Source organism: Neisseria perflava, from assembly GCF_024170405.1.
Lineage (GTDB): Bacteria > Pseudomonadota > Gammaproteobacteria > Burkholderiales > Neisseriaceae > Neisseria > Neisseria perflava_B.
The window spans coordinates 31,515-57,506 of sequence record NZ_JALJYC010000002.1 but is presented as its reverse complement, the minus strand read 5'-3'; the positions used below and the strand labels follow the sequence as shown (position 1 = coordinate 57,506).

Below are 25,992 nucleotides of genomic sequence, written 5' to 3'. Positions count from 1 at the left end.
TTATTTCTCTATCACTTCACTTAATTTGAATACGATTGCATGATTGCGTTCAAAATAACCGAGCGCTTCCAAACCATTTTTAGCGGGGTGGACGGAAAAATAGGTGCTGGTTAGTCCTTTACGGTGGTCTAAGAAAACCAGTTTATTGTTTTGAATACGCCAAAATTGCTCATTTCGATTGGCTTCTCCCGCTACCGTATCAAGCGCCCCGTTGCCATTTAGCCGTATGGTGCGCGCATGTGAGCCGTCGATTCGGGAGAAGACAAAGGTTTTGTCGGCCAGTTTGTTTTTGAGGCCGTCTGAATCATTGAATTGTTTGGCTAATTTGGCGGCAACGGTTTCAAATGAGACATCGCTGTGGGAAAAGATGATTTCCAAATTTTCTAAAAAATCAAAGGCGGTATCGTTTTGAATTTTCTTAAATTCCTTAGGTTCGCTAAATACTTGCTGCCAGAGTTGTAAATATTTGCCGAAGCGGGATTCGGCAGAATTGAGATAGGTAGTGAGGTCGATATCCAGCTGTTCGCCGTATTCTTCGGCGACAAAGCGTTTCCAAGTATGGTTGGGGCCGATGTAGAAGCAGTAGGCCGTGTAGCGGCTGGGCAGGAAGTTGCAGGTTACGTCAACAAAGACGGCATGGATGTCATTGGCTTGGTTAATCAGGATTTGGGTAACGTTTAATTTTTCGCGCGTGCGCAGCAGAATCACAAAGCGTGTTTGCGATTTGGCAAACAGGGCAAGATGAGACAAAGTGCCTAAGGTGCAGACGACTTCATCGGCGCCGGAAATCAGGGCAATTTGCTCGGCCAATGAGAGCTGCTCCGGGTAAACGATGGTATAGCCACGTTCGCGGTAGAAATTTTCAAAATATTCTTCGTTGACGCAGTCTTGCCGCGCCAAGCGGGTACGCGACAGGTAGATTTTTTTATGCTCGGCCGGTTGCACGGATTGGCGGATGGCCTCGTAGGGGACGGTAAATTCCCGATGGTAGTTGCTGAAAAAATAAAAGGATTGGTCGGGGATGGTAATGCTCTTGAAACGGGTGGGCTTATCGAGAAAGACGATGTTGTCGGGATTAATGCCCATCATGCGGAAAAACGGCATGAAGTTTTCATGATTGAAGGCACGGTTTTTGACAAAAATAATTTTTTTATCAAATGCTTGGTTGCGAATGACCCACCATAGGCGGGCGAAGGTGTCGGTAATGAAATGACCGAAATGGGAGTAGGCAATTCCGCCCCAAATGACGTCTTCATCGCTATTGAGAATGGTGGTTTGCGCCGACGGCGTATAAGCGCGCACACATTCGTAGTTGCGGGCTTTTTCGGTATTGTTGCGTTTATAACCGGCAATGAAATTAAACTGGCTGTCACACACGCCGCCTTCATACACGGCTTTGAGCGCGGGCAATTCGGTTTTGAGCAGGGGTAGGATAATGCCGTTGGCAATGGTTTGTGCGGACAGGGGCTGGTGTTCGGCAAAATAGCGATGGGCGATTTGTTCTTCGAATTTGGGGAGATTTAATCCGTAAAGCGGGCGTTTAAATGCTGGCATTGGAAGAATCCTAAGGGATGGCGCAGAGGTGTCTGTCGGGATTGGGTGTGTTGAAAATATTGCGGTTGATATTAACATGCCGTCTGAAAATAGTCATGATTTTTCAGACGGCATGAGGTGTGAAGAGGCGCAAGGTTTTGGCCGATGAATCGGTTATAATATTGGTTATAATGCCGTCTGAAAAATTTTCATGGTCTGATTGGCTGAATGGAAACATGGTTGGCGTGTATGCGGGAAGACTGATGTTTGCTTGCATTCAGACGGCCTCTACCGGATAAATCGGCTATAATCGGATGATGGCGCTGGCTCTATTTGATTATAGGGTAGCTATGCTGGAAATTATTGATTAATAATAGAATATTTTAAATCGTCAAATCGTTTAGGAAACATGATGGCTAAAAAAATACAACGCACATTGCAGCAAAAACGTCCTGCCGCAACTTCGTCTCTGATGAGCGGTTTCCTCAAAAAAGCCGGGGTCGAGGTGAAGGCGGCGATGTCGGAGCAGGATAAGAAGCTGGCGCAGGCGAAGCAGGATGAGGTGTTGCGCGTGGAGGCGCAGCGCGGGGCGCAGGAGGCGTTGGCGTTGTCGGAGCAGGCGCTGGCGCTGTATCCGCAGCATTTGGGGCTGATTAATACCACGGCGGTGCTGATGATGAAAAACAACCGCTTTAAAGACGCGATTGCGACTTTTCAGACGGTGCAGGGCTACGAGAAAAACGCCGCCGTGCTCACCAATATGGGCGTGACCTACCGCCAAATGCAGCAATACGACAAGGCGGCGGAGGTGTTGGGCAAGGCTTTGGCGTTGCAGCCGAACCATCCTTCCGCCTTGCAGAATATGGGCTTGGTGCAGACGGATATGGGCAATTACGCCGAGTCGTTGAAGTATTATGAAAAGGTGTTGAAAGGCGATCCGAAGCATATCGCCGTGACTTACAACATGGGCGTAACCAACGGCAAATTGCAGGATATGCCCGAGTCGAGCAAGTGGTACCGCAAGGCGATGGAGCTGGACGCGACGCATAAAGACGCGCTGGGCAACTGGGCGCTGATTCAGAATTATATGGTGCCTTACGACGCGGAGTGCATTGCGCGCGAAACCATGCAGTTTGCCAAGGCGTTTAGCGAGGCGGTGGGGGCGCAGCTGCCGCCGAAAAAAGCCGCCGATCCGGAGAAAAAGCTGCATATCGGTTTGGTAACGGCGGATTTGAAAGACGTGCACCCGGTGGGCTTTTTCCTGGAAGGGCTGCTGACTTCGGAGGCGGTGAAGCAGTTTGACTGGTCGGCCTATATGAACGGCGCTTACGACGACACCCTGACCCGCCAAGTGAAACCGTTGTTCAAAAACTGGTACGACATCGAGGCTTGGACGGACGACAAAGCCGTCGAGCAAATCCGTTCAGACGGTATTGATATTCTGATTGACTTGAGCGGCTTTACCGGTAAAAACCGCGCCGGTATTTTTACCACACAAAATGCGCCGGTGCAGCTGCAATGGCTGGGCTGGTTTGCCACCACCGGCCTGCCGTATATGAACGGCGTGATTGCCGACCCGTATTGCGTGCCCGAGGGCGAAGAGCATTTGTACAGCGAAAAAGTGTGGCGCATGCCGCATACCCGCCTGAATATGAAAGCGCCGAAATATGATGTGGACACCGCGCCGCTGCCCGCGCTGGCCAACGGCTATATGACGTTCGGCTGCTATCAGAACCCGCGCAAAATCAGCGAAGACGTGCTGCACACTTGGGCGCAAATCGCCGCCGCGCTGCCGGATGCGAAATGGTCGTTCAGAAGCTCGGACAACGCGCCGGGCAAACCGTCGCAAATCGCGTTCCAAGAAAAGCTGGTGTCGCTCGGTTTCAACCCCGACAACCTGATTTTCAACAACAGCACCTCGCGCGAAAAATACCTGCGTTCGCACAATAAAATCGACTTGATTTTGGATACCTTCCCTTATCCGGGCGGCACGACCACCACCGACGCGCTGTGGATGGCGGTGCCGACGCTGACGCTGGCCTTGCCGGGCATGATCGGGCGGCAGGGCGAACAGCTCATGAGCGCGGCGGGCTATCCCGAATTTGTCTGCCGCAGCCGTGAAGAATACGTTGAAAAAGCCGTTGCCTGGAGCACGGAAAAACGCGGCGAGCTGGCAGAATTACGTGCCGGAATGCGCGAAAAAGTATTGGCCTCGCCGGTATTTGAAAGCGTGGGTTTCGCCGAAGACTGGTGCAAACTTATGCGCGAAATTTGGCGCGACGCGTGTCAAAAGGCTTAACGCGGGTAGGGTGGCACTTGCTGCCCACCAATTTCGGGAAATGCTGAAGCGGTGAGCAACGAGTGCCCACCCTACGAATTGGCAGAAGGCCGTCTGAAAAAAGTGCGGTCAAAAAATAAAAAATTTTAGGAATCTTTATGAGTAAAAAACCACGTCTGCCCAAGCAGAAAAAAGCCACGCTGGTGAATCCGCTGATGGGCAAATTCCTGCAGCAGGGCGGGGTTAAGGTAAAGGCCGAGCAGACGGCGGAAGAGAAAGCCGCCAAAGCCGCGCAGAATGAAATCGTCACCATCGAAAAAGAACGCGGCGCGGGCGAAGCGGTGAATTATGCGCGTGAAGCGCTGAAAAAATACCCGAATCACAGCGGTATTTTAAACAATCTCGGCGTGATGCTGATGCGCAGCCGCCGCTATGCCGAAGCGGTGGAGGCGTTCAAACAGATTCCGAATTACGCAAAAGACGCGCAGGCGCTGTCCAACATCGGCGTGTCGCTGCTGCGGCAAAACGACTACGGCAAGGCGTCGGAATATCTGTCGGCTTCGTTGAAAGTCGATCCGAGCTATGAGCCTGCGTTGCTGGCGATGGGGCAGGTGCACGCCAAAGTGGAGCGTTATGAATACGCGGCGGAATGCTATGAAAAAGTGATTGCCGCCAACCCGAAAAACACCGACGCGTTGTTTTATCTGGCAAGCGCCTACGCCAATTCTTTCCAAGCGGACAAAGCGGTGGACTGTTACCGCCGCATTTTGGATGCCGACCCGACGCATATTTTGTCGCTGTGCAATTTGGCGTTCAACCGTTCTTATATGCACCCTTACGACGCCGAGGCCATCGCCCGCGAAACCATGAAATATGCCAAGCTGTGCGCTGAAGCCAATCCGAGCGATCTGCCGCCCGCCGTGGCGCGTGAGCCGGAGAAAAAGCTGCACATCGGTTTGCTCACCCCGACTTTGAACGCCATCCATCCCGTCGGCCATTTTCTCAAAGGGCTACTGATGTCCGAGGCCGCCAAACAGTTCGACTGGTCGGCCTATCTGCCGCGCGAAAAAGACGACGAACTCACGCGCGAAGTGAAGCCACTGTTCAAACATTGGCACAATATTCTGGCTTGGTCGGACAAAAAAGCCGCCGAGCAAATCCGTTCAGACGGCATTGACGTGTTAATCGACTTAGCGGGCTTTGCCGACGGCAACCGTGCCGGCATTTTCTTCGGCCAAACCGCGCCGGTGCAGCTCGAATGGCTCGACTGGTTCGCCACCACCGGCCTGCCGCATATGAACGGCGTGTTGGCCGACCCGTATTGCGTGCCGTCTGAAGACGAACATTTGTTCAGCGAAAAAGTGTGGCGCTTGCCGCACACCCGCCTGTGTATGCAGCCGCCGCAGTTTGACATCGCCGTGGCACCGCTGCCCGCCAACGAGCGCGGCTATGTCACCTTCGGCTGCTACCAGAACCCGCGCAAACTCAGCGATGAAGTGTTGCAGACTTGGGGCGAAATCGCCAAAGCCCGCCCTGACGCGCACTGGTTTTTCAAAGGCAAATACGTGCCAGGTTCGCAGTCGCAGCAGCATTTTCAGCAAAAACTGGAAGAATTCGGCTTCAACCCCGCCAACTTGCATTTTGAAGGCCCGAGCCCGCGCCAAGAGTATTTGCAAAGCTATAACGGCATTGACCTGATTCTCGATACTTTCCCTTATCCCGGCGGCACCACCACCGTCGAAGCCCTGTGGATGGGCGTGCCCACCATGACCCTGACCCAACCGGGCATGATTGCCCGCCAAGGCGAACAGCTCCTGAGCGCAGCGGGCTATCCCGAATTCGTCTGCCGCTCGCGCGACGAATTTATCGAAAAAGGCATTTACTGGGCAGCACCGGAAAACCGCGAAAAACTGACCGCACTTCGCGCCGCCATTCGCGATAAAGTGCTGGCCTCGCCGGTGTTCGATACGGAACAGTTCGCGCAAGACTGGTGTGATTTGATACGTGAGATTTGGCGTGATGCTTGTGAAAAAGCTGAGAAGGGCGGTGCGCAATGAAAATCAGCGTTAACCGCATACGTGGCAATCGAATGACGAGCACTGCGCCGAAAATTGATATACCGACCTTGGCGGATCAAGATGCGCAGGTAAAAATTTCCATCAAGCACGGCTCGCTGATAAGCGTGGTGCAAACCGGGCGTATGCACACGCGCGGGGAATCCACTGTGAAAATGGTGATTGACGCGCTTATCGGGTTGTTCGGCAAGCAGGATATTACACGCGATATCGTGATTCACATCGGCGACCATCCGCGCGGCGAATTGGAGAAAGACCATTTTTATTACTGCGTGGGCGACGAATCGGAGCTGGCGCACGCTATTCCCGATTTTATTTTTGATTCGTGGAAAGAGCCGGGCATTGCCCATTACGGCAACATGATTGACGAAATCATCGCACGCGGGCAGCGGCAAAAATGGAAAAGCGACAAGCTGTTTTGGATCGGTAATCAGATTACCCACAAAAACCGCTTCAAATTTATGCGCATTGCCAAAGCCAATGCCGACAAAATTGAAGCCTACAACACGCAGGTGAAAAAAGCGCTGGCGGGCGAACCGGTCGCGCCTTATGTGAGCCTGCCCGACCATTGCGACTACAAATATTTGATTGATATCGAAGGTGTGGGATACAGCGGACGCATTCCGTTTTTGCTCGCCACCCAGCGGCTGCTGTTTATCCAAGAGCGCAAATGGCGCAGCTATTTTCACTTTGACTTGCAGCCTTACAAGCATTTTGTGCCGGTGAAAAATGATTTATCCGACCTGATGGAACAGCTGGAATTTGTGGAAAATCAGGGCAGCGGGTTTTACAACAAAATCACCGACAACGCGCTGCAATTTGTGCAAAACAAGCTGACCTATGCGGCGGCGATTGAAAATTTGCAGCAAAAATTACTGACCAGGCATTAAGCCGCAAGGCCGTCTGAAAACGAGAGCAATATGGCATTAAGCATTACCGTCAAACGAACGCGCAAAAAGCCTGCCGCCGCGCCGCAACCTGCGGCCAAACCGCAGAAAAGCAGCCGCGAATACAACGAAGAAATCGCCTGTATCGAGCGCGAACGCGGGGCGCAGGAAGCCCTTGCGCTGGCGCAGCAGGCTTTGGCGGTGTATCCGCATAATTTTGCGCTCAACAACAACACCGGTGTCATGCTGATGCGCTGCCAGCGCTATCACGAAGCCATCGCCCAATTTCAGCGCATTCCCGATTACGAGCAGCACGCGGTGGTGCTGGGCAATATCGGCACCTGCTACCGCCGTCTGAATCAATTTGCCGCAGCGGTGGAATGGCTGGAAAAAGCGCTGGCGTTGGAGCCGGACAATCTTTCCAATCTGCAAACGCTGGGCGCAACGCAGGTTAATTTGGGCAATTACCGCGAGGCGGTAGGCTATTTCGAGCGCATTCTCGCGGCCAAGCCGCAAGACGCCATGACCGCTTTCAACCTCGGCACGGCGTATCAAAAATTGCACGAATTGGCGCAGGCCGAGCGTTGGTATCGCCACGCCATGCAGCTAGACCCCAAATACAAAGACGCGCTGGGCAACTGGGCGTTTATTCAAAATTACATCGTGCCTTACGACGCCGAACGCATTGCCCGCGAAACTTTTGCCTACGCCGCCGCTTGCGTGAAAGCGACCAACATCAAGCTGCCGCCCGTCGCCACCAGCCAGCCTGAGAAAAAATTGCACATCGGTTTGGTGACGGCGGATTTAAAAGCCACCCACCCCGTGGGCTATTTTCTGGAAGGGCTGCTTACCGGCGACGCCATGCGCCAATTCGACTGGTCGGCCTATCTCAATAACAGCGTAGAAGACCGCCTGACCCGCGCCGTTAAGCCGCGTTTCAAACATTGGCACGGCATACAGGCGTGGTCGGACGCCAAAGTGCGCGAGCAAATCCGTTCAGACGGCATTGATATTCTGATTGACCTGAGCGGCTATACCGGCGGCAACCGCGCAGGCGTGTTTTTTGCGCAAACCGCGCCGGTGCAGCTCGAATGGCTGGGCTGGTTTGCCACCACCGGCCTGCCGCATATGAACGGGATTATCGCCGACCCTTATTGCGTGCCATCTGAAGAAGAACATTTATACAGCGAAACAGTCTGGCGGCTGCCGCACACGCGCCTGTGTATGCAGCCGCCGCGTGAAGAAGCCGAGGTTTTGTCGCCGCCGGTGTTGGCAAACGGCTACATCAGCTTTGGCTGTTACCAAAATCCGCTGAAAATCAGCGATGAGGTATTGGCAACCTGGGCAAAAATCGCCGCCAAATTACCGAGTGCGCATTGGCATTTCAAAGGCGGCGCCGTGGCGGAGGGCAAACCGGCGCATACGCTGTTGCTGCAAAAATTAACCGGCTTGGGCTTTAAACCCGCCCAACTGCATTTCAGCGGCCGCAGCGCACGGCAGGAATATTTGAAATCTTACAACGATTTAGACATTATTTTGGATACCTTTCCTTATCCCGGCGGCACCACCACCGCCGACGCGTTGTGGATGGGCGTACCCACCATCACGCTGGCGCTGCTCGGCATGATAGCGCGGCAGGGCGAACAGCTGATGAGCGCGGCGGGCTATCCCGAGCTGGTTTGTCGTTCGCAGGAAGAATACATCGAAAAAGCGCTGTATTGGGCGGATGAAAAAAATCGTGAAAAACTGACCGCACTTCGCGCCGGTATGCGAGATAAAGTGCGCCGTTCGCCGGTATTCGATACGGCGCAATTTAGCGAAGACTGGTGCAATCTCATGCGCGACATCTGGCGCGATGCCTGCGCCAAGGCCGTCTGAAAAATAAGGAAAACGAAATGGTAACGATAACCCGAACGACCCGTAAACCACCCGCCGCACAAGACAAACCGAAGGTGATTCCCCATTCGCGCACGGTGTTGCGCGTGAGCGTGAAAGAGGGTGCGTTGGCGGGGGTGGAGCAGTACGGCAGCGTGCACACGCGCGGCGAATCTACGCTGCGCATGGTGCTGGACGCGCTGATCGGGCTGAATATGGCGGGGCATAAAATCAGCAAGGAGCTGATTATCCACCCCAACGACCGGCCGGTGAAAGACCTGATCGAGCCGAGGCATTTTTATTATTGCGTGGCGCATGAAAAAGACATCGGCAATGTGATTCCTGATTTTATCTTCGATGCTTGGCCGCAGTCGGGCATTTTGAATTACCGCGACACGCAGGCCGAGATTATCGCGCGCGGGCGGCAGCCCTATGAGGACGAACGCCTGTTTTGGGTGGGCAGCTTTACCCATCACAACCGCATGGTGTTTGCCGACATTGCCAAACGCAATAAGCAGAAAATTCTCGCCATGACCACCGGCGTGAGCGCGGTGTTGGAGAGCAAAAATTATGTGACCCTGCCGGATCATGCCCGCTATAAATACCTGATTGACATCGAGGGCGTGGGGTACAGCGGGCGCATTCCGTTTCTGCTCGCCACACAGCGGCTGCTGTTTTTGCAGGAGCGCAAATGGAAGGGCTTTTATCACTTTGATTTGCAACCCTATAAGCATTTTATTCCGGTGAAAAACGATTTGTCCGACCTGATGGCGCAGCTGGAATTTGTGGAAAGCCAGGGCAGCGGGTTTTACAACAAAATCACCGACAATGCGCTGGCGTTTGTGGAAAACAAACTCAGCTATCCGAAAGTGATTGAAGCCTTGCAGCAAAAGATTTTGGCGATTTAAACCATTTTCAGACGGCCTTGCACTGTCGAACAGAATAAAAAGGCCGTCTGAAAAAGTGCGGTCAAAAAGCAGGAAATTTTATGAGTAAAAAACCGACACGCATGCCGCAGCAGAGAAAGGCGGCGGTGAACCCGCTGATGAGCAAGCTCTTGCAGCAGGGCGGGGTGAAAGTGCAGAGCAAACCGAATCCGCAGGCGGAACAGGCGGTGCAGCAGCGGCTGGCGCAGTTGCGTAATATCGAGCAGCAGCGCGGTATGCCGGCGGCCTTGGCGGAAGCGGAAAGCAGCTTGAAAACCTACCCCAATCATGCCGCCTTGAGCGCCTACACCCAAGCGTTGCGCGACAAGGTACGCCGTCTGAAAAACGATATCGCGCAAATTGAAAACCAAAGCGGTTACGCGCAGCAGCCCGACAGCCTGATCCGCGCGGCGGGTTTGTACCACGAATTGAAGCAAAACGACCAAGCAGCAGCGCTGGCGGACAAAGCCTTGGCATTGCAGGTGGACAACGTGGCGGCCTTGAGTTTACGCGCCCTGCTGCATATCGACGCGGGGCAGTTTGACGTGGCGGCGGAGCGTTATCAACGGGCGTTTGACATCGCGCCGAGCGACGAATTGGCCTTTGAATTGGGCGTATTGTACCGCCGCAAAATCCAAAATCTGCCGCAGGCGGACAAATGGTTCCGCCAAGTGCTGGCGCTGAATCCGAAACATGTCAACGCCTTGGGCAACTGGGCGTTTATCCAAAATTACCTCGTGCCTTACGACGCGGCGCGGATTGCCCGTGAAACCATCGCCTATGCAGAGGCGTGCAGCAAGGCGTTTAATGTGCAGCTACCGCCCGTGGCCGCTGCCAATCCCGATAAAAAGCTGCGTATCGGTATCGTCACCGCCGACATGAAAGGCTTTCACCCCGTGGGTTATTTTCTCGACGGGCTCTTGAACAGCGCCGCCGTGAAGCAGTTTGACTGGTCGGCCTATCTTACCACCGCCGCCGATGACGATTTTACCCGCCGCGTGCGGCCGTTATTTTCCCATTGGCACGCCATCGACGCTTGGAACGACGACAAAGTGCGCGCGCAAATCCGCGCCGACGGCGTAGACATTCTGATTGATTTGAGCGGCTACACCGGTCAGACAAACCGCGCCGGTATCTTTATGGGGCAGGCCGCGCCGGTGCAACTGCAATGGCTGGGCTGGTTTGCCACGCTTGGTTTGCCGCATGTGCAGGGCGTGATTGCCGACCCCTATTGCGTGCCGCCTGAAGAAGAAGCGCTGTACAGCGAAAAAGTGTACCGCATGCCGAGCACGCGCCTGAACATGAGCCCGCCGAAAGTCAACGCGCCCGTTGCGCCGCCGCCCGCCGTGAAAAACGGCTACATGACCTTCGGCTGCTATCAGAATCCGTCGAAAATCAGCGATGACGTGCTGGCTGTGTGGGCGCACATCGCGCAAAAGCTGCCCGATGCCCGCTGGCATTTCCGCAACATCGTCAACGCGCCGGGTACGCCGTCGCAAATCCGTTTCCAGCAAAAGCTGGTGTCGCTTGGCTTTAACGCCAAAAACCTGCAATTTTTCCCGCCCGTATCGCGTGAGCAGTATTTGAAGTCGCACAACGCGGTGGATTTGATTCTCGACACCTTCCCTTATCCCGGCGGCACAACCACCACCGACGCGCTGTTTATGGCCGTGCCGACGGTAACGCTGGCATTGCCGGGCATGATTGCGCGGCAAGGCGAACAGCTGATGAGCGCAGCGGGGCTGGCGGAATTTGTGTGCCAAACCAAAGACGAATACATCGAAAAAGCCTTGTATTGGGCGGATGAAAAAAATCGCGCAAAACTGACCGCACTTCGCGCTCAAATGCGCGACCAAGTCTTGACCTCGCCGGTGTTCGACAGCAAAACCTTTAGCGAAGATTGGTGTAAGTTGATTCGGGAAATCTGGCGCGACCAGTGTAGTTTGTAAATCCCCCCCATCCCCTCTTTTTCAAAGAGGGGAGTAAAGTCCCCCTTTGCAAAAGGGGGATTTAGGGGGATTTAAATAACAATAAAAAGAGAACATTATGGCGAAGAAACCCCAACGCAATGTCACGCAAAAACGCCCCGCAGCGGCCAATCCGCTGATGGGTAAGCTGTTCCAAAAAGCGGGCGTGGCCACGGCGCAACCGGCTGCCACGGCGCAAACGGAGCAGCAGGTGAAAGACAAGCTGGCGCAGATTCAGCAAACCGAGCGTGAGCGCGGGGTGCAGGAGGCGCTGGCGTTGGCGCAAGAAGCGTTGCAGGCGTTTCCGGCGCACATCAATCTGCTTAACTACACCGCTTTGCTGCTGGCGAAAAACCGTCGTTATCCCGAGGCGGTGGAGACCTTTAAGCGCATTGCCGGTTATGACAAAAACGTCGGCGTATTGGGCAATTTGGCGGGCGCGTACCGCGAAATGAAAGCCTACGATCAGGCGCTGGCGGCCTTGGACAAAGCTTTGGCGCTCAATCCCAAACAGCCCGCCGTATTGCTGACCAAAGGCGCGGTGCTGACGGATATGGGCGACTACGCGCAGGCGGCGGATTGCTTTACGCGGCTTTTAGACATCGAGCCGGATAATGCGGCGGTGGCGTATAATTTGGGTAATGTTTACAAAGAATTAGGCCGTCTGAACGAAGCCTCCGACTGGTATCGCCGCGTTTTGGCGCTCGCGCCGCAGCACACCAAAGCGCTGGCGAATTGGGCGTTTATCCAAAATTACCTCGTGCCGTACGATGCCGAACGCATTGCCCGCGAAACCATCGCCTACGCGCAAGCCTGCGCCGCCGCCCATACCAGCCAACTGCCGCCGCTTGCGCCCGCCGAGCCGGAGAAAAAGCTGCATATCGGCTTGGTCACGGCAGATTTGCATGACAACCATCCCGTCGGCTATTTTATCGAAGGGCTGCTGACCGCTGACGCGGTGCGACAATTCGATTGGTCGGCCTATCTCAACGGCGAGCAAAACGACCGCTTCACGCGCCGCGTGAAACCGTTGTTCCGAAATTGGCGCAACATCCAATTATGGTCGGACGAAAAAGCACGGGGGCAAATCCGTTCAGACGGCATTGATATTCTGATTGGCCTGAGCGGCTACAACGCCCACAACCGCGTCGGCATTTTCACCGCGCAAACCGCGCCGGTGCAGCTCGAATGGCTGGGCTGGTTCGCCACCACGGGGCTGCCTGCCATGAACGGCATTCTCGCCGACGGCTATTGCGTGCCGGAAAGTGAAGAACATTTATACAGCGAAAAAGTGTACCGCCTGCCGCACACGCGCCTGTGTATGCAGCCGCCGCAAGAGCCGGTGGATACCGCGCCGCCGCCGTCGCTGCAAAAGGGCTACATTACCTTCGGCTGTTATCAAAATCCTTTGAAAATCAGCGATGAAGTATTGCAAACGTGGGCGCACATCGCGCAGCAACTGCCTGACGCGCGTTGGGCGTTTAAAGGCAAAGGGCAGGAAACCGGCACGCCACTGCAACAGCAAATCGCGCGTAAACTCACGGCGCACGGCTTCAACCCCGCGCAGCTGGATTTCAGCGGCAAACTGCCCCGCGCCGATTATCTGCGGGCGTATAACGACAGTGATTTGATACTCGACACCTTCCCCTATCCCGGCGGTACGACCACAGCAGACGCTTTATGGATGGCCGTGCCCACCATTACCCTGACCCTGCCGGGCATGATTGCGCGGCAAGGCGAGCAGTTGATGAGCGCGGCGGGATTGGCGGAATTTGTGTGCCAAACCAAAGACGAATACATCGAAAAAGCGCTGTATTGGGCGGATGAAAAAAATCGCACAAAACTGACCGCACTTCGCGCCCGAATGCGCGACCAAGTCTTGACCTCGCCGGTGTTCGACAGCAAAGCCTTTAGCGAAGACTGGTGCAAATTGATTCGGGAAATCTGGCGCGACCAATGCAGCTTGCGCGGTTGAACAAGCAATGCCGTCTGAAAAATTTCAGACGGCCTGTATGCAATAAATTGAATAAAAACGGGAAAAGCAAATGGGAAATCTCAGCGTCCGCATAGTGCGCAAACGGGTGGTGAAACAGGATACGCAGACGGCTGCGGCGGAGCAAGCCGCAGTAATGCCGTCTGAAAATGCGTCCGTGTCTTCCGCGCCGGGCAATAAGCCGTCCGCGCAAGTTAGCACACCGACGGTACAAATCAGCAAGCCTTCTGTGCAGTCCGGCCAAAAGGTGACGACGAAAATTACCCGCAATCCGGCGGGGCGGCGCTTTAAGGAAGTGGAGCGGCTGTGGAAAGAGCGCGGCAGTCAGGAGGCGTTGCCGGCGGCGCAGCGGGCGTTGGACGAGTTCCCAAATGACGCCAATCTGCTAAACCTGACCGCGCTGCTGCTGATGCAGGCCAAACGCCATACGGAGGCGGAGGCGGTGTTTCGCCGGATTCCGAATTATGCAGGCAATGCGGCGGTGCTGACCAATTTGGGCTATGCCACTTTGCAGCAGAAGCATTATGACCAGGCGGCGGATTATTTTCGCAAGGCCTTAGCCGTTAATCCGCAGCATGTGACCGCGCTGCTGAACATGGGTGTGTTGAGCGGCGAAACGGGCGACCGCGCGGCGGCGGTGGATTATTATGAGCGGGCGTTGGCGGTGTCGCCGCAGAATACGCAGGCGCTGTTTAATCTGGCGGTGTCGGCCAAAGAGCGTGATTTGCGCGAGGCGTGCGACTATTACCGCCGCCTGCTCGACATCGACCCGACCCACACCAACGCGCTGGGCAACTGGGCGTTTTTTCAGAATTACCTGACCCCTTACGACCCCGAGCGCATTGCGCGGGAAATTGCGCACTACGCCCGCCGTTGCGCCGAAGCGTTGCGGCACAATCTGCCGCCCGCAGCCGCCGCCGATCCCGATAAAAAATTGCACATCGGCTTGGTGACTGCCGACTTGCAGCAGGGTCATCCTGTGGGCTATTTTTTGCAAGGGCTGCTGACTGCGGAAGCGGTGAAGCAGTTTGACTGGTCGGCCTATCTCAACGCCGCTCATGATGATAAATTAACGCGCCAAGTGCGCCCGCTGTTTAAACATTGGCACAATATCCAAGCCTGGTCGGATAAAAAGGCGATGGGGCAGATTCGCGTCGACGGCGTGGACATTCTGATTGACCTGAGCGGCTATACGGCGCACAACCGCGCGGGCATTTTCACTGAGCAAACCGCGCCGGTGCAGCTCGAATGGCTGGGCTGGTTCGCCACCACCGGCCTGCCCGCCATGAACGGCATTATCGCCGACCCGTATTGCGTGCCGCTGGGCGAAGAATTTTTGTACACGGAGAAAGTCTGGCGGCTGCCGCATACGCGCCTGTGCATGCAACCGTTGGAGACGGATGAGCAAACGCCGCCGCTGCCGCCGTCGCTGCAAAACGGCTACATGACCTTCGGCTGTTTCCAAAATCCGCTTAAAATCGGCGATGAGGTATTGGCGGTGTGGGCAAAAATCGCGCAAGCGCGGCCGGATGCCCGCTGGCAGTTTAAAGGCAAAGGGCAGGAAGTGGGCACGCCGTTGCAGCAGCGCATTCAGGCCAAGCTGGAATCTTTCGGCTTCAAGCCGGAGCAGATGGACTTTAGTGGTAAAATCCCGCGCGCGCAGTTTCTGCAGGCGCACCACGGCATTGATTTGATTCTCGATACCTTCCCCTATCCCGGCGGCACGACCACCGCGATTGCGCTGTGGATGGCGGTGCCTACCCTGACGCTGACGGGGCAGGGCATGTTGGCGCGGCAGGGCGAGCAATTTATGCGTGCGGCGGGTTTTCCCGAGCTGATGTGTCAAAATACCGACGAATACATTGAAAAAGTGCTGTATTGGAGCGCACCGGAAAATCGCGCAAAACTGACCGCACTTCGCGCCGATATTTACCATAAAGCGCGCCGTTCGCCGGTGTTTGATACGAAAAAATTTGCCGACGACTGGTGTCAATTAATGCGCGAAATCTGGCGCGATGCCTGCTTTCAGACAGCCTCGAATTAAAAAATAAAACAGGAAAACAACAATGAGCAAAAAACCGAAAGCGCCGCAGCAGAAAAAAGCGGCAGTCAATCCTTTGATGAGCAAGTTCTTCCAAAAAGCGGGGGTAAACGTTCAGACGGCCTCAAACAATGAGGCGGCGAAAAAACGCTATATGGAAATCCACAAATTCTGGCAGCAGCGCGGTACGGCAGAGGCTTTGCCGCTGGCGGAAGCGGCGGTAAAAGAGTTTCCCGCTTACGGCAATCTGCTGAACCTGACGGCGGTCATGCTGATGCAGGTGAAGCGCCAACAGGAAGCCATCGCTATGTTTCTGCGCATTCCCGATGTGGACAAAAACGCGCCCGCGCTGATTAACCTCGGCTTTGCCCACCAGCAGCTCAAGCAGTTTGACAAAGCCGCCGAATATTTGGAAAAAGCCCTGAAAGTACAGCCGCAAAATGCCGACGCGCTGCTGAACATGGGCTTGGTGCAGGGCGATTTGGGCAATCAGGCGCTGGCGGCGGAGTATTACGAAAAAGCGTTGAAAGCCAATCCGAAAAACCGTCAGGCCGCGTTTAATCTGGCGACCATTTACCAAAAAGCAGATTTGGCGCACGGCTCGGAATACTATATTAAGGCGATGGACATCGACCCGACTTTCGGCAACGCGCTGGCAAACTGGGCGTTTATCCAAAACTACCGCGTGCCTTACGAGCCGGAACGCATTGCCAGGGAAACCATCAAATTCGCCAAGCGTTACAGCGCGGCGCACAAATTCAATCTGCCGCCGGTGAAAGCGCAAAATCCCGACAAGCTGCTGCACATCGGGCTGGTAACGGCAAACCTGAAAGATTTTCACCCCGTGGGCTTTTTTGTGCAGGGGCTGCTGACCTCCGACGCGGTGAAACAATTCACCTGGTCGGCCTATATGAACAAGTCGTTCAACGACAACCTGACCCGTGCCGTGCGCCCGCTGTTTCAAAACTGGCACGACATCGGCGCTTGGTCGGATGAGAAAACCATGGAGCAGATCCGCGCCGACGGCGTGGACATTCTGATTGACCTCAACGGCTTTGACAGCAGTAGCCGCTTTGGGATTTTCGCCGCGCAAACCGCGCCGGTGCAGGCGCAATGGCTGGGCTGGTTTGCCACCATGGGCTTGCCGCATATGAACGCCGTGATTGCCGACCCTTATTGCGTGCCCGAGGGCGAAGAAGATTTGTTCAGCGAAAAAGTGTACCGCCTGCCGCACACGCGCTTGTGCATGACCCCGCCGCAGGACGATGTGAAAGTCTCTGAGCTGCCCGCGCTGAAAAACGGCTACATGACCTTCGGCTGTTTCCAAAATCCGAGCAAAATCAATAAAGAAGTCGTCGCTACATGGGGCGAAATCGCCCGCGCCTTGCCCGACGCCCATTGGTATATTCAAAGCGGTCACCACCAGCCGGGCAGCCCGGAGCAACTGGCCTTCGCCGACGAACTCAAAGCGCAGGGCTTCAATTTGGACAACGTGGTCTTTGCCGGCAGCAGTTCGCGCACCGACTATTTTGCCGCCCACCAAAACATTGATTTGATTTTGGATACTTTCCCCTATCCGGGCGGAACGACCACCTCCGAAGCGCTGTGGATGGGTGTGCCGACGGTCACTTTGTCGCAAAAAGGCATGATTGCGCGGCAAGGCGAACAAATGCAGACCGCCGCCGGCCTGCCGCAGTTCATCACCCGCTCACGCGAGGAATACATTGAAAAAGCGCTGTATTGGAGCGCACCGGAAAACCGAGAAAAACTGGCTGCGCTGCGCGCCAACATGCGCACGCAGGTCTTGGCCTCGCCGTTGTTCGACACCGCCCAATTCGCGCAGGACTGGTGCGACTTAGTGCGTGAAATCTGGCGCGACCAATGCGCGATTCAGACGGGCAAGTAGGGCGGAAGCCGTCTGAAAACGCAGAAAAATAAAGGGAAAACGCGATGTACGAATTTGAATTTGTGGTGGCTACTACCAAAAATGCCGAGCAATTTTGGCAGGAAACCGCCTTCGGCATTTCTTGGCGCCACCATCAGGCGGGTAAGGATTGGAAAAACAACACGTCGATTTACGTGCGCTTTGAAAACCGCCAAGGCTTGCCGGAGGTATATAACCGCCGCATTAACGACCCGAATAGCGGCGAATATCTGGTGTTTGTACATGATGATGTATGGCTAAACGACTACTTTACGCCACAGCGTTTGCGCGAAGCGTTTCAGCAATTTGACGTGGTGGGCGTGGTCGGCAACCGTTATTGCACGCCGACGCAGCCTTCTTGGTGTCATACGGGATTTGATGAGCGCGGCAAATTGGTGCGGGACGTGCGCAGCCATTTCAGCGGCGCGATTGCGCAAGGCGAAGACGCGCTGGGTGTGTTGCAATCATGGGGAGTAAGTCCGCAGCCCGTGGCGGTACTCGACGGCGTGTTCATTGCTGTGAACAAGCGCCGCCTGCTGGAAAGCGACGTGCAGTTTGACACCCGTTTCGATTTCCATTTTTACGACATGGACTTCTGCCGCAGCGCTATTGCTGCCGGACTGAATATCGGCACGTGGCCGATTGTCATGACCCACCAAAGCGGCGGCGCTTTTAAGAGACAATGGCGCAAGGCATATCAGGTGTATTTGGAAAAATGGAACCCGCCGCGCAAATCCAGCCTGAAAGTGGTCAGCCACCGCCGCCGTTCGGCGAAAATCGAGTAGCAGTTAAGAAGTGGGTTTGATGACAGAATTTTTCAGACGGCCTACCGTCTTTAGATAGAACAGGAAAACAATAAAATGAGTAAAAAACCGCGCGTACCACAAAAAAAAGCCGTAGCCGCCAATCCGCTGTTGGGCGAATTATTTCAAAAATCCGGAGTGGCCGTGCAGGGCAAACCTGTGGCAGCGCCGGCGAATCCGGCGGCCAAGCAGCGTTATGCCGAGCTGGCAAAAGTATGGCAGCAGCAAGGCGCAGCCGCGGCTTTGCCGGTAGCGCAAAAGGCGGCTGCGGAATTTCCGCATTCCGGTGATATTTTGAACTTGGCCGGTGTCGTGATGGCGCAAAGCGGTCAAACCCAAGCGGCGTTGGATTTGTGGCAAAGCATTCCCGACAATCAGAAAACGGCTGCCCATTACAATAATATCGGGCAGGCCAGCCAAAAACTGGGCTTGCTGGCTCAGGCCGAACAAAATCTGCGCCAGTCCATAAAATTGCAGCCAAAAAACAATAAAGACGCTTGGTGGAATTTGGGCATTGTGCTGCAACAAGACGACAAGCGGATTGACGAAGCGATTGAGGCCTATCGGCAGATTTTAAAATTCGATGCGAACAATACCAAAGTCTTGGCAAACATTGCCGCCTTGTATTTCAACCGGCAAGATCATGCGCATGCCGCGCCGTATTACGACAAACTCATCGCGCTCGAGCCGGACAATGCCGATGCGCTGCTCAACGGCGCTTGGGCCAAACGCCGTCTGAAAGAATATCTGGCGGCCACGGATTATTACCGCCGTGGCCTGGCACTGCAACCGGACAATGCCGACGGTTGGTTCGGCTTGGGCAAATGCCTGCACTTTACCCTGCAATTTGCCGAGGCGTGCGCGGCGATTGAAAAAGGTTTGGGCATCAAGCCCGACGACATCGGCGCGTTGGTCAGCCTGGTGCTCAACCGCCAATACATTGTCGGTCAGGCCGAACAGGTGGCGAAAGACAGTTTCCGTTTGGGCGAAACCTATGTGAAAAGTGCGGTCAAAATGCCGCAAATTTCCGCCAAACCGAAAGCGCGGCTGCATATCGGCGTGGTGTCGTCCGACTTGCGCCGCCATCCGGTCGGCCTGTTTGCCAAAGCCGTATTGTTGTCGGAAGAGGCCAAGCAATTCGATTGGACGGCTTATGCCAATTCGGAAATTTACGACGAAGTCAGCGAAGAAATCCGCCCGATTTTCAAAGAATGGCGCAACATTACCGAGTTGAGCGACGAAGAAGCCGCCAAGCAAATCGAAGCCGACGGCGTGGACATCCTGTTGGATTTGAACGGTTATACCGCCGGCTACCGCATGGGCATTTTCGCCATCAAACCGGCGCCGGTGCAGGCCACCTGGCTGGGCTATTTCGCCACCAGCGGCCTGCCGAATATGGATGCGATTTTGGCTGACCCCTATTGCGTGCCGCCGTCTGAAGAACATTTATACAGCGAAAAAGTGTACCGCCTGCCGCATACCCGCTTGTGTATGCAGCCGACCGCGTTGGATGTGGAAGTCAAACCGCTGCCCGCGTTGGAACGCGGCTACATCACCTTCGCCTGCTTCCAAAACCTGACCAAAGTCAACGATGAAGTCTTGCAGCTGTGGGCGAAAATCACCAAGCAGGTACCGACCGCGCATTGGCGTTTCCAAACCATGCTGCTGGCCGAAGGCAGCGAAATGTTGCAGCCGTTTAAAGATAAATTGGCAAAACTCGGTTTTCCGATGGATCAGGTTTCCTGCCACGGCACCACCCATTATTCAGAATACTTCCCGACCTACAATCAGGTGGATTTGATTTTGGACACCTTCCCGTATCCGGGTGGCACGACCACGGTGGACGCGCTGTGGATGGGCGTGCCGACCATTTCGCTGGCGCAGCCGGGCATGTTGGCGCGGCAGGGGCAGCAGGTATTGTCGGCGGCAGGATTCCCTGAATTTGTGTGCCAAAACGAAGCCGATTACATTGCCCAAGCCCTGTATTGGTGCGATCCGGCGCACCGCGACGAACTTAACGCCCTGCGTTTGGGTATGCGCGAAAAAGCCGCCGCTTCGCCGATTTTCGACGGTAATGCTTTTGCCGCAGATTGGTGCGAAGTAGTCAAACAGATTTGGGCGGATGCGTGTGAACGTGCTTAGATAAAAAGGCCGTCTGGAATCGATAAGGTTTCAGACGGCCTTTCTTATAATTAAAACAATCAGATAGTATTACTAATTTAGATAAGCATTTGGTTTTCAGACGGCCTTGCGCAGCAGGGCATGATTTTTTAAATTATCCAAAGCCATGTCAATCATGCAAGGGGCGATTTTGTTCAAATCAAACGGTTCGGGTGCGGTCAGCCATTCGCTGATTAAGCCGTTGATGACGGTTTTCAGATAAATGATGGTGGTCTCGGTGTCCAAATCTTCCGATAAGGTTTTTTGGCTGATACAGTTGGTCAGGGTTATGCCGAGGTTTTCATGCCATTGCGCGCGGTAGGTGTCGGTTAACGCGATAATGGCTTCATTTTGCTCGGTATATTCGCATTTGACAAATAAAACGGCATAGAACTTTTTGTGCATATCGTTGCTTTGGATACGCTCGAAAAATTGTAGCAGCATTTGGCGGAAGGTGGAAAAGTGATCGCCATTGTTGTTGGTCAAATCGTTTTGGATGCATTCGTCCACATCTTTGCAAATCCGCTGAAACAGGCTGTCAAACAAATCCTCTTTGTTTTTGAAATGCCAATACAACGCCCCACGCGTCACGCCGGCGGCTTGTGCGATTTCGTTGAGCGATGTACGGGCCACCCCTTTTTTATAAAAGGTGTCTAATGCGGCCAACATCAGATGCTCTTTGGTTTTCATGGCCTCGGTCTTGGTTTTTCTCATGGTAGATTTCAAGTGGGGAAAAGTGTAAAAATTGTGCGTAATTATAAAAAAATGTTTTTGAACATGCAACATTGTATGTATAATACCGAACCTGATTGTAATGTTTTTTATTCCGCTATGTGGTCAAACAGTCAACGCCCGGCTCATTTTCAAATAAAAAGATGAGGACGGGCTCTTGGTGTCTGCGCTGCATGTAATAAATCTACAAAGTTTTTTACGAAGATAGGAAAAATATGGCACTTTATGCTTCCAATACGCTGCGTATTGCAGCAATTGCCGCCGCTACGGCTTTGGCTTTGACCGCCTGCGGCAAAGGCGACAGCGCTGCCGGACAACAAGGTTCGCAACAGTCTGCGCAACAGGCGCCTACCGTCGGTGTGGTAACGGTACATCCGCAAACCGTTTCCCTGACCATCGACTTACCGGGTCGTTTGGCTTCGCTGCGTACTTCAGAAGTACGCGCCCAAGTGGGCGGTATCATTGAAAAACGCCTGTTCCAAGAAGGCAGCTATGTACGCGCCGGCCAGCCGTTGTATCAAATCGACAGCTCGACTTACGAAGCCAGCTTGGAAAGTGCCAAAGCTTCCTTGGCTTCTGCTGAGGCGACCTTGGCTAAAGCCAATGCCGACTTGGTGCGCTACAAACCGCTGGTTGAAGCAGATGCCATTAGCAAGCAGGAATATGATGCGGCTATCCAATCCAAGCGTTCTGCCGAAGCCAGCGTCGCTTCTGCCAAAGCTGCCATCAAAACCGCAGCCATCAGCTTGAAACGCAGCCGCATTACCGCGCCGATTTCCGGCTATATCGGCCAATCCAATGTGACCGAAGGCGCATTGGTGACTGCCAGCGATACCACTGTGTTGGCAACCATCCAACAAACCAATCCGATGTACGTTAACCTTACTCAATCAGCTACCGATGTTTTGAAACTGCGTCAAGCTGTTGCCGACGGTAAGTTGCAAATGGTAAACGGTGGCATTGAAGTCGATATCAAGTTGGAAGACGGTACGGTTTATCCGCAAAAAGGCCGTCTGCTGTTTGCAGACCCGACCGTTAGCAGCACGACAGGTCAAATTACTTTGCGCGCCTTGGTGCCGAATGATGACAATGTGCTGATGCCGGGTCTGTATGTACGTGTATCTATGAGTATGGCGGATATTCCGAATGCTTATGTTGTGCCGCAACAGGCAGTGACACGCGGTAAACAAGACACCGTTACCATTGTTAATGCGCAAGGCGCGATGGAGCAACGCGTGGTTACTGTCGGTCAACAGCAGGGTACTAACTGGATTATTACAGACGGCCTGCAAGACGGCGACAAAGTTGTTGTGGACGGCACCATGATTGCCGGTATGAGCGGCGCGAAAAAAGTAACGCCGAAAGAATGGACACCGCCGTCTGAAGCCGCTTCTGCCGCTGCAACGCAGGCTGCCTCTGCGCCGCAAGCCGCCGCTTCCGCACCGGCGCAAGTCTCCGCTTCAGCCGCTTCTGCGGAACAGAAATAATCAGGGAGACACGTTAAATGTCTAAGTTTTTTATTGACCGCCCCATCTTTGCGTGGGTGATTGCGATTTTCATCATCGCAGCGGGTATTTTCGGCATCAATAGCCTGCCGATTTCGCAATACCCGTCGGTAGCGTCACCGACCATTACGCTGACCGCCACCTATCCGGGTGCGTCTGCGCAGGTAATGGAAGACAGCGTGTTGGCCGTTATCGAACGTAATATGTATGGCGTGGACGGCCTCGACTACATGACGACTTCCGCCGACTCCAGCGGTTCCGGTACCGTCAGCATTACCTTTACGCCGGAAACCAATGAAGACATGGCGCAGGTGGACGTGCAGAACAAACTGTCGGAAGTATTATCGACACTGCCGTCAACTGTGCAGTCTTACGGTGTGACTGTCTCTAAAGCGCGTTCCAACTTCTTGATGATGGTAGCGCTTTCTTCCGACAGCCAAAGCACGGAAGAAATGAACGACTATGCCCAACGTAATGTCGTGCCTGAGTTGCAACGTATCGACGGCGTCGGTCAAGTGCGTTTGTTTGGTGCGCAACGCGCCATGCGTATTTGGGTCGATCCGAAGAAACTGCAAAACTACAACCTGTCGTTTTCAACCGTTGCAACGGCGCTGAGTAACCAAAATGCGCAGATTTCTGCCGGTTCGATTGGTGCATTACCCGCAGTAAAAGGCCAAACCATTACCGCTACTGTGACCGCGCAAGGCCAGTTGAGTACGGCTGAAGAGTTCGGCAATATCGTTTTGGCTTCAACCACTTCCGGCGCCAACGTGTATTTGAAAGACGTGGCGACCATTGGCTTGGGTCAACAGGAATATGCGGCTTCTTCTACCTTAAACGGTAAAGAAATTACCGGTATGGCGGTGATGCTGTCTAACGACGGTAACGCGCTGGCTACGGCCACTGCGGTTAAAGCCAAAATGGAAAGTCTGCAGAAATTCTTCCCGACCGGTATGACTTGGTCTGCGCCTTACGACACTTCGCTGTTTGTCGAATTGTCGATTGAAAAAGTGGTACACACTCTGTTGGAAGCCATCGTGTTGGTATTCATCGTGATGTATGTGTTCCTGCAAAACTGGCGCTATACCCTGATTCCGACCATCGTGGTGCCGATTTCCATCTTGGGCGGTTTCGCCTTCATTGCCTATGCAGGCATGTCGATTAACGTCTTGACGATGTTTGCGATGGTGTTGGTTATCGGTATTGTGGTGGACGATGCGATCGTGGTGGTGGAAAACGTCGAACGTATCATGGCCTCCGAGGGTTTGCCGCCTAAGGAAGCCACCAAAAAAGCGATGGGGCAGATTACCGGTGCGGTAGTCGGTATTACCGCCGTATTGGTGTCTGTGTTTGTACCGTTGGCGATGTTTAGCGGCGCAACCGGTAATATTTACCGTCAATTTGCCGTCACTATGGCCGCTGCGATTGTGTTCTCCGCTTTCTTGGCGCTGACGCTGACGCCGGCTTTGTGCGCCACTATGCTCAAACCGATTCCGAAAGGCCACCACGAAGAGAAAAAAGGTTTCTTCGGCTGGTTTAACCGCAAATTTACTTCATTGACCCACGGCTATGAAGGCTGGGTATTGAAGATTTTGCGCAAAGCAGGCCGCATGATGGTGATTTATTTGGCCATCGCTGCGGTGGGTGCATTTATGTTTACCCGCTTGCCGACTTCATTCCTGCCGACAGAAGACCAAGGTAACTTGATGTTGAGCGTACAGTTGCCGTCCGGCGCAAGTAAAGAGCGTACCGACGCGACTTTGGCGCAAATTACCCAGCTGGCGCAGTCTATGCCGGAAGTGAAAAGTATCATTACCGTGGCCGGTTTCAGCTTCTCCGGTTCCGGCCAAAATATGGGTATGGGCTTTATCATCCTGAAAGACTGGTCTGAGCGTACCGGCGCAGGTCAAGATGCCAGCTCGGTTGCCGGTAAATTGACCGGCGCGATGTTCGGTACGCTGAAAGACGGTTTCGGTATTACCGTAGTGCCGCCTTCCATTATGGAATTGGGTACGTCTTCCGGTTTGAGCATTTATTTGCAAGACCGCAGCAACCATACGCATGAAGAGCTGCTGGCTGCGCGTAATGAGTTGTTGAACAAAATGCGACAAAGCCCTGTGTTTGATGCCAGTACCGTGCGTTCTACCGGTATCGAAGACGCGCCGCAACTGCAAATCACCATCGATCGCCAGGCCGCTGCTGCGCAAGGTATCGACTTCTCCAGCATTAAAACCACGTTGTCCAATGCCTTGGGTACCAACTACGTGAACGACTTCCCGAATAATGGTCGTCTGCAACGTGTGATTGTTCAGGCAGATGCGAAATCGCGTATGCAACCGCAAGACATTTTGAATATGACCGTGCCGAACAGCAACAGCGTAGAAGTGCCTCTGTCAACCGTTGCCACAGCGCAATGGGTTGTCGGTAAGGAGCAAAGCGTGCGCTTTACCGGCTATCCGGCCATGCAGTTGGAAGGTTCTGCTGCCAGCGGTTATTCATCCGGTCAGGCCATGACTGCGGTTCAGCAGATGGTGGACGAGCTGGGCGGTGGTTACAGCCTCGAATGGGGTGGTCAAAGCCGCGAGGAAGCCAAAGGCAGTTCGCAAACCATGATTCTGTATGCTTGCTCGATTGCGGCGGTATTCTTGGTGTTGGCTGCGCTGTATGAAAGCTGGTCGATTCCGCTGTCTGTGATTTTGGTTATCCCGTTGGGTTTGGTGGGTGCTGCTTTGGGTACTTCAGGCCGCAATATGTTTGAAAGTCTGATCGGCAGTTCGGATACTTACCTGAACGATATCTTCTTCCAAGTCGGTTTCGTAACGGTAATGGGTTTGAGCGCGAAGAACGCGATTTTGATTATCGAGTTTGCCAAAGACTTGCAGGCGCAGGGTCTGAGTACGGCGCGTGCCGCGCTGGCTGCCGCACACCTGCGTTTCCGTCCGATTCTCATGACCTCGTTCGCCTTTATTTTGGGCGTGGTACCGCTGTACATTGCGTCGGGCGCAAGCTCGGCCAGCCAACGTGCGATTGGTACGACCGTGTTCTGGGGGATGTTGATTGGTACATTGTTGGCCGTGTTCCTGGTGCCGTTGTTCTACGTGGTGGTTCGTAAGATTTTCAAACCGAGCAAACATGAGCAAGAAATGGCTGCACAGCGCTTGGCTGAAACCGGTACTTACGATGTCGATAATATCCCTGATGTTGACGACGATACGGATAACAAACGCAAGTAAGCAAACAGGCCGTCTGAAACGGATTGGATTAATGGTCTGTTTTCAGACGGCCTCAAGGAT

General features: G+C 54.1%; 15 protein-coding genes. 13 read left to right on the top strand and 2 right to left on the bottom strand.

Annotated elements, in window-relative coordinates; genetic code table 11:
* Positions 1-1,554: a glycosyltransferase family 61 protein gene (locus J2T37_RS01040; protein WP_253353337.1), complete on the bottom strand. Its 1,554-nt coding sequence runs from the start codon at positions 1,552-1,554 to the stop codon at positions 1-3.
* Between the two features lie 391 nt (positions 1,555-1,945).
* Between J2T37_RS01040 and J2T37_RS01035 the strand changes: the two genes are divergently transcribed.
* The 11 genes from J2T37_RS01035 (at position 1,946) to J2T37_RS00985 (ending at position 20,444) form a co-directional block, all read left to right on the top strand.
* On the top strand, positions 1,946-3,832 hold the full coding sequence (locus J2T37_RS01035) for an O-linked N-acetylglucosamine transferase family protein (protein WP_253353336.1): 1,887 nt from the start codon (positions 1,946-1,948) through the stop codon (positions 3,830-3,832).
* Positions 3,833-3,969: 137 nt separating this feature from the next.
* A complete protein-coding gene (locus J2T37_RS01030) occupies positions 3,970-5,868 on the top strand; it encodes an O-linked N-acetylglucosamine transferase family protein (protein WP_253353335.1) in 1,899 nt (632 codons plus the stop codon).
* A gap of 32 nt (positions 5,869-5,900) precedes the next feature.
* Positions 5,901-6,776, top strand: a complete 876-nt coding sequence (locus J2T37_RS01025; RefSeq protein WP_253353334.1) for a glycosyltransferase family 90 protein — start codon at positions 5,901-5,903, stop codon at positions 6,774-6,776.
* A gap of 30 nt (positions 6,777-6,806) precedes the next feature.
* A complete protein-coding gene (locus tag J2T37_RS01020) occupies positions 6,807-8,651 on the top strand; it encodes an O-linked N-acetylglucosamine transferase family protein (RefSeq protein WP_253353333.1) in 1,845 nt (614 codons plus the stop codon).
* 17 nt (positions 8,652-8,668) lie between these two features.
* Positions 8,669-9,556 carry a glycosyltransferase family 90 protein gene (locus J2T37_RS01015; RefSeq protein ID WP_253353332.1) on the top strand — a complete coding sequence of 296 codons (888 nt, stop codon included), beginning with the start codon at positions 8,669-8,671 and terminating at the stop codon, positions 9,554-9,556.
* 80 nt (positions 9,557-9,636) lie between these two features.
* A complete protein-coding gene (locus tag J2T37_RS01010; RefSeq protein WP_253353331.1) occupies positions 9,637-11,523 on the top strand; it encodes an O-linked N-acetylglucosamine transferase family protein in 1,887 nt (628 codons plus the stop codon).
* A gap of 97 nt (positions 11,524-11,620) precedes the next feature.
* On the top strand, positions 11,621-13,516 hold the full coding sequence (locus tag J2T37_RS01005) for an O-linked N-acetylglucosamine transferase family protein (RefSeq protein WP_253353330.1): 1,896 nt from the start codon (positions 11,621-11,623) through the stop codon (positions 13,514-13,516).
* Between the two features lie 70 nt (positions 13,517-13,586).
* Entirely contained in the window at positions 13,587-15,578 is a 1,992-nt protein-coding gene (locus J2T37_RS01000) for an O-linked N-acetylglucosamine transferase family protein (protein ID WP_253353329.1), read from the top strand.
* Positions 15,579-15,600: 22 nt separating this feature from the next.
* Positions 15,601-17,481 carry an O-linked N-acetylglucosamine transferase family protein gene (locus J2T37_RS00995; protein ID WP_253353328.1) on the top strand — a complete coding sequence of 627 codons (1,881 nt, stop codon included), beginning with the start codon at positions 15,601-15,603 and terminating at the stop codon, positions 17,479-17,481.
* Between the two features lie 44 nt (positions 17,482-17,525).
* Entirely contained in the window at positions 17,526-18,284 is a 759-nt protein-coding gene (locus J2T37_RS00990) for a glycosyltransferase (RefSeq protein ID WP_253353327.1), read from the top strand.
* Between the two features lie 75 nt (positions 18,285-18,359).
* Positions 18,360-20,444 (top strand): O-linked N-acetylglucosamine transferase family protein, encoded by a 2,085-nt coding sequence (locus J2T37_RS00985; RefSeq protein ID WP_253353326.1) that lies wholly within the window; start codon positions 18,360-18,362, stop codon positions 20,442-20,444.
* Positions 20,445-20,540: 96 nt separating this feature from the next.
* Here J2T37_RS00985 and mtrR read toward each other — a convergent pair whose 3' ends face one another.
* Positions 20,541-21,176 (bottom strand): multidrug efflux system transcriptional repressor MtrR, encoded by a 636-nt coding sequence (gene mtrR, locus J2T37_RS00980; protein ID WP_253353325.1) that lies wholly within the window; start codon positions 21,174-21,176, stop codon positions 20,541-20,543.
* 233 nt (positions 21,177-21,409) lie between these two features.
* On the opposite strand from mtrR, the gene J2T37_RS00975 reads away from it, so the two are divergent.
* Positions 21,410-22,681 (top strand): efflux RND transporter periplasmic adaptor subunit, encoded by a 1,272-nt coding sequence (locus J2T37_RS00975; RefSeq protein WP_253353324.1) that lies wholly within the window; start codon positions 21,410-21,412, stop codon positions 22,679-22,681.
* 17 nt (positions 22,682-22,698) lie between these two features.
* Positions 22,699-25,932, top strand: a complete 3,234-nt coding sequence (locus J2T37_RS00970; RefSeq protein WP_253353323.1) for an efflux RND transporter permease subunit — start codon at positions 22,699-22,701, stop codon at positions 25,930-25,932.
* Positions 25,933-25,992: the final 60 nt, after the last annotated feature.

What these genes read in the sequence shown, in the direction of transcription:
- J2T37_RS01020 (WP_253353333.1), top strand. Translation starts at nt 6,807, where the DNA reads ATGGCATTAAGCATTACCGTCAAACGAACGCGCAAAAAGCCTGCCGCC.
- J2T37_RS01010 (WP_253353331.1), top strand. Translation starts at nt 9,637, where the DNA reads ATGAGTAAAAAACCGACACGCATGCCGCAGCAGAGAAAGGCGGCGGTG.
- J2T37_RS01000 (WP_253353329.1), top strand. Translation starts at nt 13,587, where the DNA reads ATGGGAAATCTCAGCGTCCGCATAGTGCGCAAACGGGTGGTGAAACAG.
- J2T37_RS01025 (WP_253353334.1), top strand. Translation starts at nt 5,901, where the DNA reads ATGACGAGCACTGCGCCGAAAATTGATATACCGACCTTGGCGGATCAA.
- J2T37_RS00995 (WP_253353328.1), top strand. Translation starts at nt 15,601, where the DNA reads ATGAGCAAAAAACCGAAAGCGCCGCAGCAGAAAAAAGCGGCAGTCAAT.
- J2T37_RS00990 (WP_253353327.1), top strand. Translation starts at nt 17,526, where the DNA reads ATGTACGAATTTGAATTTGTGGTGGCTACTACCAAAAATGCCGAGCAA.
- mtrR (WP_253353325.1), bottom strand. Translation starts at nt 21,176, where the DNA reads ATGAGAAAAACCAAGACCGAGGCCATGAAAACCAAAGAGCATCTGATG.
- J2T37_RS01005 (WP_253353330.1), top strand. Translation starts at nt 11,621, where the DNA reads ATGGCGAAGAAACCCCAACGCAATGTCACGCAAAAACGCCCCGCAGCG.
- J2T37_RS01035 (WP_253353336.1), top strand. Translation starts at nt 1,946, where the DNA reads ATGGCTAAAAAAATACAACGCACATTGCAGCAAAAACGTCCTGCCGCA.
- J2T37_RS00985 (WP_253353326.1), top strand. Translation starts at nt 18,360, where the DNA reads ATGAGTAAAAAACCGCGCGTACCACAAAAAAAAGCCGTAGCCGCCAAT.
- J2T37_RS01040 (WP_253353337.1), bottom strand. Translation starts at nt 1,554, where the DNA reads ATGCCAGCATTTAAACGCCCGCTTTACGGATTAAATCTCCCCAAATTC.
- J2T37_RS01015 (WP_253353332.1), top strand. Translation starts at nt 8,669, where the DNA reads ATGGTAACGATAACCCGAACGACCCGTAAACCACCCGCCGCACAAGAC.
- J2T37_RS00970 (WP_253353323.1), top strand. Translation starts at nt 22,699, where the DNA reads ATGTCTAAGTTTTTTATTGACCGCCCCATCTTTGCGTGGGTGATTGCG.
- J2T37_RS01030 (WP_253353335.1), top strand. Translation starts at nt 3,970, where the DNA reads ATGAGTAAAAAACCACGTCTGCCCAAGCAGAAAAAAGCCACGCTGGTG.
- J2T37_RS00975 (WP_253353324.1), top strand. Translation starts at nt 21,410, where the DNA reads ATGGCACTTTATGCTTCCAATACGCTGCGTATTGCAGCAATTGCCGCC.